General features: G+C 45.0%; 12 protein-coding genes and 1 other annotated feature. All 12 genes read left to right on the plus strand.

Going from position 1 to position 16,249, the window contains the following annotated elements:
• Positions 1 to 60 precede the first annotated feature (60 nt).
• A complete protein-coding gene (gene rplA / locus V7728_RS19195; RefSeq protein WP_003156431.1) occupies positions 61 to 759 on the plus strand; it encodes a 50S ribosomal protein L1 in 699 nt (232 codons plus the stop codon).
• 48 nt (positions 760 to 807) lie between these two features.
• Positions 808 to 950: a sequence feature (ribosomal protein L10 leader region), on the plus strand.
• Positions 951 to 1,013: 63 nt separating this feature from the next.
• Positions 1,014 to 1,514: a 50S ribosomal protein L10 gene (gene rplJ, locus V7728_RS19200; RefSeq protein WP_007410396.1), complete on the plus strand. Its 501-nt coding sequence runs from the start codon at positions 1,014 to 1,016 to the stop codon at positions 1,512 to 1,514.
• Between the two features lie 41 nt (positions 1,515 to 1,555).
• Positions 1,556 to 1,927, plus strand: a complete 372-nt coding sequence (gene rplL, locus V7728_RS19205; RefSeq protein WP_003156436.1) for a 50S ribosomal protein L7/L12 — start codon at positions 1,556 to 1,558, stop codon at positions 1,925 to 1,927.
• A gap of 91 nt (positions 1,928 to 2,018) precedes the next feature.
• Positions 2,019 to 2,624, plus strand: coding sequence for a class I SAM-dependent methyltransferase (locus tag V7728_RS19210; protein ID WP_007410397.1), 606 nt, complete (start codon positions 2,019 to 2,021; stop codon positions 2,622 to 2,624).
• Between the two features lie 244 nt (positions 2,625 to 2,868).
• Positions 2,869 to 6,450, plus strand: a complete 3,582-nt coding sequence (rpoB, locus tag V7728_RS19215) for a DNA-directed RNA polymerase subunit beta (protein WP_003156440.1) — start codon at positions 2,869 to 2,871, stop codon at positions 6,448 to 6,450.
• Between the two features lie 62 nt (positions 6,451 to 6,512).
• Entirely contained in the window at positions 6,513 to 10,112 is a 3,600-nt protein-coding gene (gene rpoC, locus V7728_RS19220; protein ID WP_007410398.1) for a DNA-directed RNA polymerase subunit beta', read from the plus strand.
• A 168-nt stretch (positions 10,113 to 10,280) separates the two neighbouring features.
• On the plus strand, positions 10,281 to 10,529 hold the full coding sequence (locus V7728_RS19225; protein ID WP_003156443.1) for a 50S ribosomal protein L7ae-like protein: 249 nt from the start codon (positions 10,281 to 10,283) through the stop codon (positions 10,527 to 10,529).
• Positions 10,530 to 10,644: 115 nt separating this feature from the next.
• On the plus strand, positions 10,645 to 11,061 hold the full coding sequence (rpsL, locus tag V7728_RS19230; protein WP_003156445.1) for a 30S ribosomal protein S12: 417 nt from the start codon (positions 10,645 to 10,647) through the stop codon (positions 11,059 to 11,061).
• Between the two features lie 39 nt (positions 11,062 to 11,100).
• On the plus strand, positions 11,101 to 11,571 hold the full coding sequence (rpsG, locus tag V7728_RS19235; protein WP_003156447.1) for a 30S ribosomal protein S7: 471 nt from the start codon (positions 11,101 to 11,103) through the stop codon (positions 11,569 to 11,571).
• Positions 11,572 to 11,623: 52 nt separating this feature from the next.
• Complete coding sequence (fusA, locus tag V7728_RS19240; protein WP_007410399.1) at positions 11,624 to 13,702, plus strand: elongation factor G; 2,079 nt, start codon at positions 11,624 to 11,626, stop codon at positions 13,700 to 13,702.
• Positions 13,703 to 13,821: 119 nt separating this feature from the next.
• Entirely contained in the window at positions 13,822 to 15,012 is a 1,191-nt protein-coding gene (gene tuf, locus V7728_RS19245; RefSeq protein ID WP_007410400.1) for an elongation factor Tu, read from the plus strand.
• A 103-nt stretch (positions 15,013 to 15,115) separates the two neighbouring features.
• The gene (locus tag V7728_RS19250; RefSeq protein WP_099566358.1) at positions 15,116 to 16,081 is read left to right on the plus strand and encodes an alpha/beta fold hydrolase; all 966 of its coding nucleotides are present in this window, start codon (positions 15,116 to 15,118) and stop codon (positions 16,079 to 16,081) included.
• Positions 16,082 to 16,249: the final 168 nt, after the last annotated feature.

The following is a 16,249-nucleotide window of genomic DNA, read 5'->3' on the forward strand; positions in this document are numbered from 1 at the left end:
TCGCAACCCTTATTCGTGGGAGGTTATTCCGCTATAACCACATAAGGAGGAAATTTTAAAATGGCTAAAAAAGGTAAAAAGTACGTTGAAGCTGCGAAGCTTGTAGACCGTGCGAAAGCTTACGACGTCGCTGAAGCAGTGGCGCTTACTAAAAAAACAAACACAGCTAAATTCGACGCTACAGTTGAAGTTGCTTTTCGTTTAGGGGTTGACCCTCGTAAAAACGATCAGCAAATCCGCGGTGCAGTTGTACTTCCTAACGGAACTGGTAAAACTCAGCGCGTGCTAGTATTCGCTAAAGGCGAAAAAGCAAAAGAAGCTGAAGCTGCCGGTGCAGACTACGTTGGCGATTCTGATTACATCGCGAAAATCCAGCAAGGCTGGTTCGAATTCGATGTAATCGTTGCGACTCCTGACATGATGGGTGAAGTCGGTAAAATCGGCCGTGTGCTTGGACCAAAAGGTCTTATGCCAAACCCTAAAACAGGAACTGTTACATTCGAAGTAGAAAAAGCAATCGGCGAAATCAAAGCTGGTAAAGTAGAATACCGCGTTGACAAAGCTGGTAACATCCATGTTCCGATCGGAAAAGTTTCTTTCGAGGATGAAAAACTTGTTGAGAACTTCACAACAATGTATGATACAATCCTGAAAGCAAAACCGGCTGCGGCTAAAGGTGTTTACGTGAAAAACGTTGCCGTTACTTCTACTATGGGCCCTGGTGTCAAAGTAGACGCTTCTACTTTCAACGTAAAATAATATTTGACTTTAGATCAGCATTCTGATATGATTCAAAATGTTGTAAAATATAATATGTCATTTATACCGTAGACAGCAGGGGCCGTTGAGGCTTAATATCCTGCCGAGGTGTATATATATCACAGCTATTACGTTACGTATGCTTGTATATACAGCCTCCATGTCCACATGGAGGCTTTTTATATGAAATCGTCGTCACAGTCGTGATCACCTAGCGGTATAAGTGTTACACAAAATCTACAGGAGGTGTAACCATGAGCAGCGCAATTGATACAAAAAAAGTTGTTGTTGAAGAGATTGCTTCTAAACTGAAAGAAAGCAAATCAACGATCATCGTTGACTACCGCGGACTTAACGTTTCTGAAGTAACTGAACTCCGTAAACAGCTTCGCGAAGCTAACGTAGAGTTCAAAGTGTACAAAAACACAATGACTCGCCGTGCGGTTGAACAAGCTGAACTTGATGGTTTGAATGATGTCTTAACTGGACCGAATGCGATCGCATTCAGTACTGAAGATGTTATCGCTCCGGCAAAAGTTCTTAACGAGTTCGCGAAAAATCACGAAGCTCTGGAAATCAAAGCGGGCGTTATCGAAGGAAAAGTATCTTCTGTTGAAGAAGTGAAAGCTCTTGCTGAACTTCCTTCACGCGATGGCTTACTTTCTATGTTGCTTAGCGTACTTCAAGCTCCAGTTCGCAACCTTGCACTTGCAGCTAAAGCAGTTGCAGACCAAAAGGAAGAACAAGGCGCTTAATCTGATTTTACCCTAAAATAAAACAAATGGAGGAATTTCAAATGGCTTTAAATATCGAAGAAATCATTGCTTCCGTTAAAGAAGCAACTGTACTTGAATTGAACGACCTAGTAAAAGCAATCGAAGAAGAATTTGGCGTAACTGCTGCTGCTCCTGTAGCTGTAGCTGGCGGAGCTGCTGCTGGCGGCGCTGCTGAAGAGCAAAGCGAATTCGACCTTATCCTTGCTGGTGCAGGTTCTCAGAAAATCAAAGTTATCAAAGTTGTTCGTGAAATCACTGGTCTTGGCTTGAAAGAAGCTAAAGAACTTGTTGACAACACTCCAAAACCACTTAAAGAAGGTATTGCGAAAGAAGAAGCTGAAGAGCTTAAAGCTAAACTTGAAGAAGTTGGCGCTTCTGTAGAAGTTAAGTAATCTTCACTTGCCTGTAGGGGAAGCTCGCTTTTATGAGGCGGGCTTTTTCTTTGCTTTTCTTTAAGTGCCATTATAAAAGGAGGTTCTAATAATGAGTGATCACTATTATTCAGAAAAACCTTCAGTTAAAAGCGATAAACAGACATGGTCATTTACACTGCGGAACAGATCTTATACATTCACAAGTGACAGCGGCGTTTTCTCGAAAAAGGAAGTTGATTTCGGTTCGCGTGTCTTAATTGAAGCGTTTGAAGAGCCGGAGATCGATGGTGACTTCCTGGATGCAGGCTGCGGTTACGGCCCGATCGGTCTGTCACTCGCCGGTGAATTTACAGACCGGACCGTGCACATGATTGACGTGAATGAAAGAGCCGTAGAGCTGTCAAATGAAAATGCAGAAAAAAACGGAATAAAAAACGTTCGAATTTATCAGAGTGATTTATTTTCAAATATTGATTCTGCTCAAACATTTGCTTCTATTATTACAAACCCCCCAATCCGCGCCGGAAAAAAAGTTGTCCATGCCATTTTTGAAAAAAGCGCTGAGCATTTAAGGGCTTCAGGTGAATTGTGGATCGTTATACAGAAAAAACAGGGCGGGCCTTCTGCCATTGAAAAACTGAAGGAGCTTTTTGACGAAGTTTCTGTGGTTCAAAAAAAGAAAGGCTATTATATCATAAAAGCAAAAAAAGTTTGACTTGAATTTTCAGCTATGTTAATATTGTAAAATGCCAATGTATATATTTTGCATGATATGCTGAAATAATCATAGTGCATGTATAAATTATACAAACATGGAAATGCTAATAAAATCGGTATTTGTTTTTGGATGTGGTTTTCTTAATTAGAAACCCTTTTTTCTTTTGTCTTGTAAAAGTATTTCTTTATTGTAAGAGATGCTTATTACACATATAATACGCATGATTTGAGGGGTGAATCAGTTGACAGGTCAACTAGTTCAGTATGGACGACACCGCCAGCGCAGAAGCTATGCTCGCATTAGCGAAGTGTTAGAATTACCAAATCTCATTGAAATTCAAACCTCTTCTTATCAGTGGTTTCTTGATGAGGGTCTTAGAGAGATGTTTCAAGACATATCACCAATTGAGGATTTCACTGGTAACCTCTCTCTAGAGTTCATTGACTACAGTTTAGGAGATCCTAAGTATCCCGTTGAAGAGTCAAAAGAACGTGATGTGACTTACTCAGCTCCGCTGAGAGTGAAGGTTCGTTTAATTAACAAAGAAACTGGAGAGGTAAAAGACCAGGATGTCTTCATGGGTGATTTCCCTATTATGACTGATACCGGTACTTTTATCATCAACGGTGCAGAACGTGTTATCGTATCTCAGCTTGTTCGGTCTCCAAGTGTATATTTCAGTGGTAAAGTAGACAAAAACGGTAAAAAAGGTTTTACCGCGACTGTCATTCCAAACCGTGGCGCATGGTTAGAATACGAAACTGATGCGAAAGATGTTGTGTATGTCCGCATTGATCGCACACGTAAGTTGCCGGTTACGGTTCTTTTGCGTGCTCTCGGCTTCGGTTCCGACCAAGAGATTCTCGATCTCATTGGTGAGAACGAATATCTCCGCAATACACTGGATAAGGACAACACTGAAAACAGTGACAAAGCGCTTCTTGAAATCTATGAGCGCCTTCGTCCCGGAGAGCCGCCTACAGTAGAAAACGCAAAAAGCTTGCTGGATTCCCGTTTCTTCGATCCGAAGCGATACGACCTTGCGAATGTAGGACGCTATAAAATTAATAAAAAGCTTCATATCAAGAACCGCCTGTTTAACCAGCGCCTTGCAGAAACACTGGTGGATCCGGAAACCGGTGAAATTCTCGCTGAAAAAGGGCAGATTCTTGACAGAAGAACACTTGATAAAGTACTGCCATACTTAGAAAATGGAATCGGCTTCAGAAAGCTTTATCCTAACGGCGGCGTTGTCGAGGATGAAGTGATGCTTCAATCCATTAAAATCTATGCTCCTACCGATGCAGAAGGAGAGCAGACGATCAATGTGATCGGCAATGCTTACATCGAAGAGGCGATTAAAAACATTACGCCTGCTGATATTATTTCTTCTATCAGCTACTTCTTCAACCTCCTGCACGGAGTGGGCGACACTGATGATATCGACCATCTCGGAAACCGCCGTCTGCGTTCTGTAGGTGAGCTCCTGCAAAACCAATTCCGTATCGGTTTAAGCCGGATGGAACGTGTCGTACGTGAAAGAATGTCTATTCAAGACACGAATACAATTACGCCGCAGCAGCTGATTAACATCAGACCTGTTATTGCGTCTATTAAAGAGTTCTTCGGAAGCTCACAGCTTTCTCAATTCATGGATCAGACGAACCCGCTTGCTGAATTGACGCACAAACGCCGTCTGTCAGCTCTCGGACCGGGCGGTTTGACACGTGAGCGCGCAGGTATGGAAGTACGTGACGTTCACTACTCTCACTATGGCCGTATGTGTCCGATTGAAACGCCTGAGGGCCCGAACATCGGTTTGATCAACTCATTGTCATCATTTGCGAAAGTAAACCGCTTTGGTTTCATTGAGACGCCATACCGCCGCGTTGATCCTGAAACAGGAAAAGTAACGCCTAGAATCGACTACCTGACTGCTGATGAAGAGGATAACTATGTCGTAGCCCAAGCGAATGCTAAGCTGAGCGATGACGGTTCTTTCTTGGATGACAGCATCGTAGCGCGTTTCAGAGGGGAAAACACCGTTGTAGCCCGCAACCGCGTGGATTACATGGACGTATCTCCTAAACAGGTTGTATCTGCTGCGACAGCATGTATTCCGTTCTTGGAAAACGATGACTCGAACCGCGCCCTCATGGGAGCGAACATGCAGCGTCAGGCTGTGCCTTTGATGCAGCCGGAAGCTCCGATCGTCGGAACGGGTATGGAATACGTATCCGGTAAAGACTCCGGTGCAGCCGTTATTTGTAAACACCCTGGTATCGTTGAACGGGTGGAAGCGAAAAACGTATGGGTGCGCCGCTATGAAGAAATTGACGGCCAAAAAGTAAAAGGCAACCTGGATAAGTACAGCTTGCTGAAATTTGTCCGCTCCAACCAAGGTACGTGCTACAACCAGCGTCCGATCGTCAGTGTCGGCGATGAAGTAGTCAAAGGAGAAATCCTTGCTGACGGACCTTCAATGGAGCTTGGTGAACTTGCTCTCGGCCGCAACGTAATGGTCGGCTTCATGACATGGGATGGTTACAACTATGAGGATGCCATCATCATGAGTGAACGCCTTGTGAAAGATGATGTATACACATCTATTCACATTGAAGAATATGAATCAGAAGCACGTGATACAAAGCTTGGGCCGGAAGAGATCACCCGTGATATTCCAAACGTAGGGGAAGACGCGCTTCGCAATCTTGATGACCGCGGAATTATCCGTATCGGTGCGGAAGTCAACGACGGAGACCTTCTCGTAGGTAAAGTAACGCCTAAAGGTGTAACTGAGCTTACGGCTGAAGAACGCCTTCTGCATGCGATCTTTGGAGAAAAAGCGCGTGAAGTCCGTGATACTTCTCTCCGTGTGCCTCACGGCGGCGGCGGAATTATCCACGACGTAAAAGTCTTCAACCGTGAAGACGGCGACGAACTTCCTCCGGGAGTGAACCAGCTTGTACGCGTATATATCGTTCAGAAACGTAAGATTTCTGAAGGTGATAAAATGGCCGGACGTCACGGAAACAAAGGGGTTATCTCGAAGATTCTTCCTGAAGAAGATATGCCTTACCTTCCTGACGGCACGCCGATCGATATCATGCTTAACCCGCTGGGTGTACCATCACGTATGAATATCGGTCAGGTATTAGAACTTCACATGGGTATGGCTGCCCGCTACCTCGGCATTCACATCGCGTCACCTGTATTTGACGGCGCGCGTGAAGAAGATGTGTGGGAAACACTTGAAGAAGCAGGCATGTCAAGAGACGCTAAAACAGTTCTTTATGACGGCCGTACGGGAGAACCGTTTGACAACCGTGTATCTGTCGGAATCATGTACATGATCAAACTGGCACACATGGTTGATGATAAACTTCATGCCCGTTCTACAGGTCCTTACTCACTTGTTACGCAGCAGCCTCTCGGCGGTAAAGCCCAATTCGGCGGACAGCGTTTCGGTGAGATGGAGGTTTGGGCGCTTGAAGCTTACGGCGCAGCTTACACGCTTCAAGAAATCCTGACTGTGAAGTCCGATGACGTGGTCGGACGTGTGAAAACATATGAAGCCATCGTCAAAGGCGACAATGTTCCAGAGCCTGGTGTTCCGGAATCATTCAAAGTATTGATCAAAGAGCTTCAAAGCTTAGGTATGGACGTGAAAATCCTTTCAGGCGATGAAGAAGAAATAGAAATGAGAGATCTAGAAGACGAGGAAGATGCGAAACAAGCTGACGGCCTTGCATTATCAGGTGATGAAGCGCCGGAAGAAACAGCATCTCCAGACGTTGAACGTGACGCAGTAACGAAAGAGTAGTCTCTGATTGATAAAGGCAAGTGACATCGGTTAATCCGAAGATAAAAAGGGAGGTAGGCCCCTTGCTAGATGTGAACAATTTTGAGTATATGAACATCGGTCTTGCTTCACCGGATAAAATCCGTTCATGGTCTTTTGGTGAAGTGAAAAAGCCTGAAACGATAAACTATCGTACATTGAAACCTGAAAAGGACGGCCTGTTCTGCGAACGCATTTTCGGACCGACTAAGGACTGGGAATGTCATTGCGGCAAGTACAAGCGGGTTCGTTATAAAGGCGTAGTTTGTGACCGTTGCGGAGTTGAAGTAACGCGGGCTAAAGTCCGTCGTGAGAGAATGGGGCATATTGAACTGGCTGCCCCGGTTTCTCACATTTGGTATTTCAAAGGTATTCCGAGCCGTATGGGTCTTGTATTGGATATGTCACCGCGTGCGCTGGAAGAAGTTATTTACTTTGCTTCTTACGTCGTAACTGACCCGGCCAATACACCGCTCGAAAAGAAACAGCTTTTATCTGAAAAGGAATACCGTGCGTATCTGGATAAGTACGGAAACAAATTCCAAGCCTCTATGGGTGCGGAAGCCATTAATAAACTTCTGCAGGACATCGACCTTGTCAAAGAAGTTGATATGTTAAAAGAAGAGCTGAAGACTTCTCAAGGACAGCGCCGTACACGTGCGATCAAACGCCTTGAAGTGCTTGAAGCCTTCCGTAATTCAGGAAACAAGCCGTCTTGGATGATCCTCGACGTGCTTCCGGTTATTCCGCCTGAATTAAGACCGATGGTTCAGCTTGACGGCGGACGTTTCGCAACGTCTGACCTGAACGACCTTTACCGTCGTGTCATCAACCGTAATAACCGTTTAAAACGTCTGTTAGACCTCGGCGCGCCAAGCATCATCGTTCAGAACGAAAAACGTATGCTTCAGGAAGCAGTCGATGCTCTGATTGACAACGGACGCCGCGGCCGTCCGGTTACCGGACCGGGTAACCGTCCGCTTAAATCTCTTTCTCACATGCTGAAAGGGAAACAAGGGCGTTTCCGTCAGAACCTTCTCGGTAAACGTGTAGACTACTCAGGACGTTCCGTTATCGTCGTAGGTCCGCATCTGAAAATGTATCAGTGCGGTTTGCCGAAGGAAATGGCGCTTGAGCTCTTCAAGCCTTTCGTCATGAAAGAGCTTGTTGAAAAAGGCCTTGCTCACAATATCAAGAGCGCAAAACGCAAAATCGAACGCGTGCAGCCTGAAGTATGGGATGTACTTGAATCTGTCATTAAGGAGCATCCGGTCTTACTGAACCGTGCCCCTACTCTTCACAGATTAGGTATCCAGGCTTTCGAACCGACGCTTGTTGAAGGACGCGCCATCCGTCTTCACCCGTTAGTATGTACAGCTTATAACGCTGACTTTGACGGTGACCAAATGGCGGTTCACGTACCTTTATCAGCTGAGGCTCAAGCTGAGGCGCGCATTCTGATGCTTGCGGCCCAAAACATCTTGAACCCTAAAGATGGTAAACCGGTTGTTACGCCGTCTCAGGATATGGTATTAGGAAACTACTACCTGACGCTTGAGCGCGCCGGAGCAGTCGGCGAGGGTATGGTTTTCAAAAATACGGACGAAGCGCTTCTTGCTTATCAAAACGGTTATGTTCACCTTCATACGAGAGTTGCTGTTGCAGCGAACTCCCTTAAGAATGTGACATTTACTGAAGAACAGCGTTCAAAATTGTTAATTACAACTGTCGGTAAGCTCGTCTTCAATGAAATTCTTCCGGAATCATTCCCTTACATGAATGAACCAACGAAGAGCAACATTGAAGAGAAGACACCTGACCGTTTCTTCTTAGATAAAGGTGCTGACGTAAAAGCTGTGATTGCTGAGCAGCCGATCAACGCACCGTTTAAAAAAGGTATTCTCGGTAAAATCATCGCGGAAATCTTTAAACGATTCCATATCACGGAAACGTCTAAAATGCTTGACCGCATGAAAAACCTCGGTTTCAGATATTCAACGAAAGCCGGCATCACAGTAGGGGTTTCTGATATCGTCGTTCTCGATGACAAACAGGAAATCCTTGAAGAAGCACAAAGCAAAGTTGATAATGTCCTGAAACAGTTCAGACGCGGTTTAATCACCGAAGAAGAACGTTATGAAAGAGTCATTTCAATTTGGAGTTCAGCGAAAGATGTTATCCAAGGCAAACTGATGAAATCATTAGACGAAGTCAACCCAATCTACATGATGAGTGACTCAGGAGCCCGTGGTAACGCATCTAACTTTACACAGCTTGCGGGTATGCGCGGTCTGATGGCCAACCCGGCTGGACGAATCATTGAATTGCCGATTAAATCAAGTTTCCGTGAAGGTCTGACAGTATTGGAGTACTTTATCTCCACTCACGGTGCGCGTAAAGGTCTTGCCGATACCGCCCTGAAAACAGCTGACTCAGGTTACCTTACACGCCGTCTTGTTGATGTTGCGCAGGATGTTATCATTCGTGAAACTGATTGCGGAACAGACCGCGGTATTCTTGCAAAACCGCTCAAAGAAGGCACGGAAATCATCGAGCGTCTGGAAGAGCGTCTGATCGGACGTTTCGCCAGAAAACAGATCAAACATCCTGAAACGGGTGCTGTGCTCATTAACGAAAATGAATTGATCGATGAAGATAAAGCACTGGAAATCGTTGAAGCCGGAATCGAAGAAGTGTGGATCCGTTCTGCGTTCACATGTAACACTCCTCATGGTGTATGTAAACGATGCTACGGACGTAACCTTGCAACCGGAACTGATGTTGAAGTCGGCGAAGCAGTAGGTATTATCGCCGCTCAATCTATCGGTGAGCCTGGAACACAGTTAACAATGCGTACGTTCCACACAGGCGGGGTTGCCGGAGACGATATCACACAAGGTCTTCCGCGTATCCAAGAGCTTTTCGAAGCGCGTAATCCGAAAGGTCAAGCGACGATTTCTGAGATTGACGGTACAATTGCCGAAATCAATGAAGTCCGCGACAAACAGCAGGAGATTGTTGTTCAGGGCGCTGTTGAGACACGTTCATACACGGCACCTTACAACTCACGCCTGAAAGTGGCTGAGGGTGATCAGATTACCCGCGGTCAAGTGCTGACAGAAGGTTCAATCGATCCGAAAGAACTTCTTAAAGTCACTGACCTGACAACGGTTCAGGAATATCTTCTGCATGAGGTTCAGAAGGTTTACCGTATGCAGGGGGTTGAAATCGGCGATAAACACGTAGAAGTAATGGTTCGCCAGATGCTTCGCAAAGTCCGTGTGATCGATGCCGGAGATACTGATGTTCTCCCTGGCACATTGCTTGATATTCACCAATTCACAGAAGCGAACAAAAAAGTGCTGCTTGAAGGCAATCGACCTGCTACAGGCCGTCCTGTCCTTCTCGGTATCACAAAAGCTTCACTCGAGACGGATTCATTCTTGTCTGCCGCATCATTCCAAGAAACAACACGCGTTCTTACAGATGCTGCGATTAAAGGCAAGCGCGATGAACTTCTCGGCCTGAAAGAGAATGTTATCATCGGTAAGCTGGTTCCGGCCGGTACCGGTATGATGAATTACAGAAAAGTAAAACCTGTTTCAAACGTTCAGCCTTCGGAAGATATGGTTCCGGCTGAATAATAGAAACTGCTGCAGGAAAGGCTGTTTCGACAGCTTTTCCTCAGTATTACAATTATTCTGGCGGTGGACTGCACTAAAAAATGTCATACGTTGTTGACATCCGTCCCGCAGAGTGATAATATAACCAAGGTGCTCGAAATAAAACCTGTTACTTTGGAGGATATGTTTATGTCTTATGATAAAGTATCACAGGCCAAATCAATTATTATTGGTACGAAGCAAACAGTGAAAGCTCTAAAACGAGGTTCAGTGAAGGAAGTCGTCGTGGCAAAAGACGCGGATTCAGTTCTTACAGCTGGCGTTATCCAGCTTGCAAAGAACCAAAATACCGCTGTCTGTATGGTGGATTCCATGAAAAAGCTCGGCAAAGCCTGCGGAATTGAAGTGGGAGCAGCAGCTGTTGCCATTATGTTATAGCGTACTTTTTGTTTTTATATAAGATATCAATCTTGTGTAAAGACATTGTTTTTTGCCTAATGATGAACCACCTGGGTATGTGGGTTATAAAACGTAATGAAGGGAGGAACACAACATGCCTACAATTAATCAGCTAATTCGCAAGGGACGCGTGAGCAAAGTTGAAAACTCTAAGTCACCTGCACTAAACAAAGGATACAACAGCTTTAAAAAAGAGCACACTAACGTATCTTCTCCACAAAAACGCGGGGTATGTACTCGTGTGGGTACAATGACACCGAAAAAACCGAACTCAGCACTTCGTAAATATGCTCGTGTTCGTTTGACTAACGGAATCGAGGTTACTGCCTACATTCCTGGTATCGGTCACAACCTGCAAGAGCACAGCGTTGTACTGATCCGCGGCGGACGTGTAAAAGACTTACCGGGGGTACGCTACCACATCGTTCGTGGCGCGCTTGATACTGCCGGAGTTGAAAACCGTGCGCAAGGCCGTTCTAAATACGGTACGAAACGTCCTAAAGCAAAGTAATCAAATAAATCATTAAAACTATGAAGGGAGGATATTCAGATGCCACGTAAAGGTCCTGTAGCAAAAAGAGATGTTTTACCTGATCCGCTTTACAACTCTAAGCTGGTATCCCGCCTGATCAACAAAATGATGATCGACGGTAAAAAAGGTAAATCTCAAACAATCCTATACAAGTCATTCGATATCATTAAAGAACGCACTGGCAATGATGCAATGGAGGTTTTCGAACAAGCATTGAAAAACATCATGCCTGTACTTGAAGTAAAAGCACGCCGTGTAGGTGGAGCTAACTACCAAGTGCCTGTAGAAGTTCGTCCTGAACGCCGTACAACTCTTGGTCTTCGCTGGTTGGTTAACTATGCGCGTCTTCGCGGAGAAAAAACAATGGAAGAGCGCCTGGCTAACGAAATTCTTGATGCAGCTAACAACACTGGTGCTGCCGTTAAGAAACGTGAAGACACTCACAAGATGGCAGAAGCGAACAAAGCATTTGCTCACTACCGCTGGTAGGATTCATATAATCAAAATAATAATTCCCTAATAAGGAAGGAGAAATTACCCAATGGCAAGAGAGTTCTCCTTAGAAAAAACTCGTAATATCGGGATCATGGCTCACATCGATGCCGGTAAAACGACTACTACAGAACGGATCTTGTTCTACACAGGCCGTATCCACAAAATTGGCGAAACTCACGAAGGTGCTTCGCAAATGGACTGGATGGAGCAGGAACAAGAACGCGGTATCACAATCACTTCTGCAGCAACGACTGCACAGTGGAAAGGTTACCGTGTAAACATCATCGATACACCGGGACACGTAGACTTCACAGTTGAAGTTGAACGTTCACTCCGTGTACTTGATGGTGCGGTTGCCGTACTTGATGCTCAATCAGGTGTTGAGCCTCAGACAGAAACAGTATGGCGTCAAGCAACAACTTACGGAGTACCGCGCGTTGTATTTGTCAACAAAATGGACAAAATCGGCGCAGACTTCCTTTACTCTGTAGGCACTTTAAGAGACCGTCTTCAAGCTAACGCTCACGCAATTCAATTGCCGATCGGCGCTGAAGACAACTTCGAAGGTATCATTGACTTAGTAGAAAACGTTGCGTATTTCTACGAAGATGACCTTGGAACTCGTTCAGATGCGAAAGAAATCCCTGAAGAGTACAAAGAGCAAGCTGAAGAGCTTCGCAGCAGCCTGATTGAAGCTGTAGCTGAGCTTGATGAAGAGCTTATGGAAAAGTACCTTGAAGGTGAAGAAATCACTATCCCTGAACTGAAAGCTGCTATCCGTAAAGGTACACTGAATGTTGAATTCTACCCTGTACTTGTTGGATCTGCTTTCAAAAACAAAGGTGTTCAGCTTGTACTTGATGCTGTTCTTGACTACCTTCCTGCGCCAACTGATGTTGCTGCAATCAAAGGTGTACGTCCTGACACAGATGAAGAGATCGTTCGTCATTCTTCTGATGAAGAGCCCTTCTCTGCACTTGCATTTAAAGTTATGACTGACCCTTATGTCGGTAAGCTGACATTCTTCCGCGTATATTCCGGTACACTTGATTCCGGTTCATATGTAAAGAACTCTACAAAAGGCAAGCGTGAGCGCGTAGGACGTATCCTTCAAATGCACGCTAACAGCCGTGAAGAGATCTCTACTGTTTACGCTGGAGACATCGCAGCTGCTGTAGGTCTAAAAGATACTTCTACTGGAGATACTCTATGTGATGAGAAGGATCTTGTAATCCTTGAATCAATGGAATTCCCAGAGCCTGTTATCGACGTAGCGATTGAGCCTAAATCAAAAGCTGACCAAGATAAAATGGGTATCGCTTTAGCGAAACTTGCTGAAGAAGATCCTACATTCCGTACACAAACAAACCCTGAAACGGGTCAAACAATCATCTCTGGTATGGGTGAGCTTCACCTTGATATCATTGTTGATCGTATGAAGCGTGAGTTCAAAGTTGAAGCTAACGTTGGTGCTCCTCAAGTTGCGTACCGTGAGACATTCCGTACCGGTGCAAAAGTTGAAGGTAAATTCGTACGTCAATCAGGCGGACGCGGTCAGTTCGGTCACGTTTGGATCGAATTTGAACCGAACGAAGAAGGCGCTGGCTTTGAATTCGAAAACGCAATCGTCGGTGGTGTTGTTCCTCGTGAATACATCCCAGCCGTACAAGCAGGTCTTGAAGACTCTCTTGAAAATGGTGTCCTAGCCGGATTCCCGCTAATCGACATCAAGGCGAAACTTTTTGATGGATCTTACCATGATGTTGACTCAAACGAAATGGCGTTTAAAGTCGCTGCTTCTATGGCATTGAAAAATGCAGTCAGCAAATGTAACCCAGTTCTTCTTGAACCAATCATGAAAGTTGAAGTTGTTATTCCTGAAGAATACATGGGAGACATCATGGGTGATGTTACTTCTCGTCGCGGACGCGTAGAAGGTATGGAAGCTCGCGGTAACGCTCAAGTTGTGCGTGCGATGGTACCTCTTGCTGAAATGTTCGGTTACGCTACTGCCCTTCGTTCTAACACGCAAGGACGCGGTACGTTCACAATGTTCATGGATCACTACGAAGAAGTGCCGAAGAGCATCGCTGAAGAAATTATCAAAAAAAATAAAGGCGAATAATTGATTTTGCCACTTAACTCAAGTATAACTACTATTGTAAGATGAGGAAGTGAGAGCTTGCTTTCACTTTCTATCACTCTATACATTACTAATTAAAAGCTCTTAAGGAGGATTTTAGAATGGCTAAAGAAAAATTCGACCGTTCCAAATCACATGCCAATATCGGTACAATTGGACACGTTGACCATGGTAAAACAACATTAACTGCTGCTATCTCAACAGTACTTCATAAGAAATCTGGTAAAGGTACAGCTATGGCGTACGATCAAATTGATGGTGCTCCAGAAGAACGTGAGCGCGGTATCACAATCTCTACTGCACACGTTGAGTACGAAACTGACACTCGTCACTATGCACACGTTGACTGCCCAGGACACGCTGACTATGTTAAAAACATGATCACTGGTGCTGCGCAAATGGACGGAGCTATCCTTGTAGTATCTGCTGCTGATGGCCCAATGCCACAAACTCGTGAGCACATCCTTCTTTCTAAAAACGTTGGTGTACCATACATCGTAGTATTCCTTAACAAATGCGACATGGTAGACGACGAAGAGCTTCTTGAGCTTGTTGAAATGGAAGTTCGCGATCTTCTTAGCGAATACGACTTCCCTGGTGATGATGTACCAGTTGTTAAAGGTTCTGCTCTTAAAGCTCTTGAAGGTGACGCTGAGTACGAAGAAAAAATTCTTGAACTTATGGCTGCAGTTGACGAGTACATCCCAACTCCAGAACGCGACACTGACAAACCATTCATGATGCCAGTTGAGGACGTATTCTCAATCACTGGTCGTGGTACAGTTGCTACTGGCCGTGTAGAACGCGGACAAGTTAAAGTCGGTGACGAAGTTGAAATCATCGGTCTTCAAGAAGAAAACAGCAAAACAACTGTTACAGGTGTTGAAATGTTCCGTAAGCTTCTTGACTATGCTGAAGCTGGAGACAATATCGGTGCACTTCTTCGCGGTGTAGCTCGTGAAGACATCCAACGTGGACAAGTACTTGCTAAACCAGGTACAATCACTCCACACAGCAAATTCAAAGCTGAAGTTTACGTTCTTTCTAAAGAAGAGGGTGGACGTCATACTCCATTCTTCTCTAACTACCGTCCTCAGTTCTACTTCCGTACAACTGACGTAACTGGTATCATCAATCTTCCAGAAGGCGTAGAAATGGTTATGCCTGGAGATAACACTGAAATGATCGTTGAACTTATCTCTACAATCGCTATCGAAGAAGGAACTCGTTTCTCTATTCGTGAAGGCGGACGTACAGTTGGTTCAGGCGTTGTTTCTACAATCACTGAGTAATCGACTCGTTCATTAATGCGGGGTCCCTTATGGGGCCTCGTTTTTTTGTTTCCCCGCTGATTCCATGTATAATAGAACGTATACAAATTTTAGGAGCAGAGCGATGAACGATAACTTCAAGAAAACCAATCGTATTTCAATGCTTCAGCAATTGCTGATTAATGGCAGTGAACAAACCATTATGATTAATGGTGATGACAGGAGTAATCCGCTGCTTTTGTTTTTGCACGGCGGTCCCGGCACGCCCCAAATCGGCTATGCGAGAAAATACCAGAATAAGCTGGAAAAGCATTTCACCGTTGTGAACTGGGATCAGAGAGGGGCGGGTCTCTCTTATTCAAAGGAAATTCCGGGTTCATCTATGACCTTGGATCAGCTGACAGCCGATACCATTCATTTGACCGAACGCCTATGCAAGCAATTCAGCAGGCAAAAAATATATATCGCCGGCTATTCGTGGGGTTCAGTTCTGGCGCTTCATGTTCTTCAAGAGAGACCTGATTTGTATTATGGGTATATCGGTATCAGTCAGGTGGTTAATATTCAAAAGGAAGAAACGGAAGCTTACCGGCTGATGATGGAATGGAGCAGGCAACGCAAACATTTCCTGCTGGAAAAGACGCTGAGCTTTATCGGAGCGCCTCCATGGGAGAAACAGCTGCAGCGAACGTTGTTTCTGCTTTGTATCGAGATGAGGGGAGGGGGCTTTACCCATCATCCGATCGGTGCTCTTAAAGCAGGGGGGCGAATGCTGTTTGGTGAACCGTACGGTGTGAGAGGGAGTTTCTTAGCCGCGCGGGGGCAAATGTTCAGCCTGAAACACCTGTGGGAGGATCTCATTTTCTTTGATGCCGGAGAATCAGTTTCTTCTATTATAATACCGTGCTGTTTTATGTCAGGGAGATACGATTTGACGGTCCCGGGGACGACGTCTTATGAATATTATCAGAAGGTTGATGCGCCGTATAAAGAATGGCATTGGTTTGAGAACTCAGCCCATTCGCCTCACTTGGAGGAACCGGATCGCTTTGCCGAAGTTGTCAGCCGGTTCGCATCGTTCCATCTCTGAAAGAAAACAGGCATATCCTTGATTAATCATGGTATCACCTGTATAATAATCAAAGTGTGAAAACCACAAGGTTCTTTAAATAAACCTTGCAACATGCGTCTATTTTCTGTATAATAGTGTATGTTGGTCTTTGACTGCGATGAAGTGAGAGGTTGCTGACACACCCGG

The organism is Bacillus sp. JHAA, from assembly GCF_036961585.1.
Classification (GTDB): Bacteria; Bacillota; Bacilli; order Bacillales; family Bacillaceae; genus Bacillus; species Bacillus velezensis.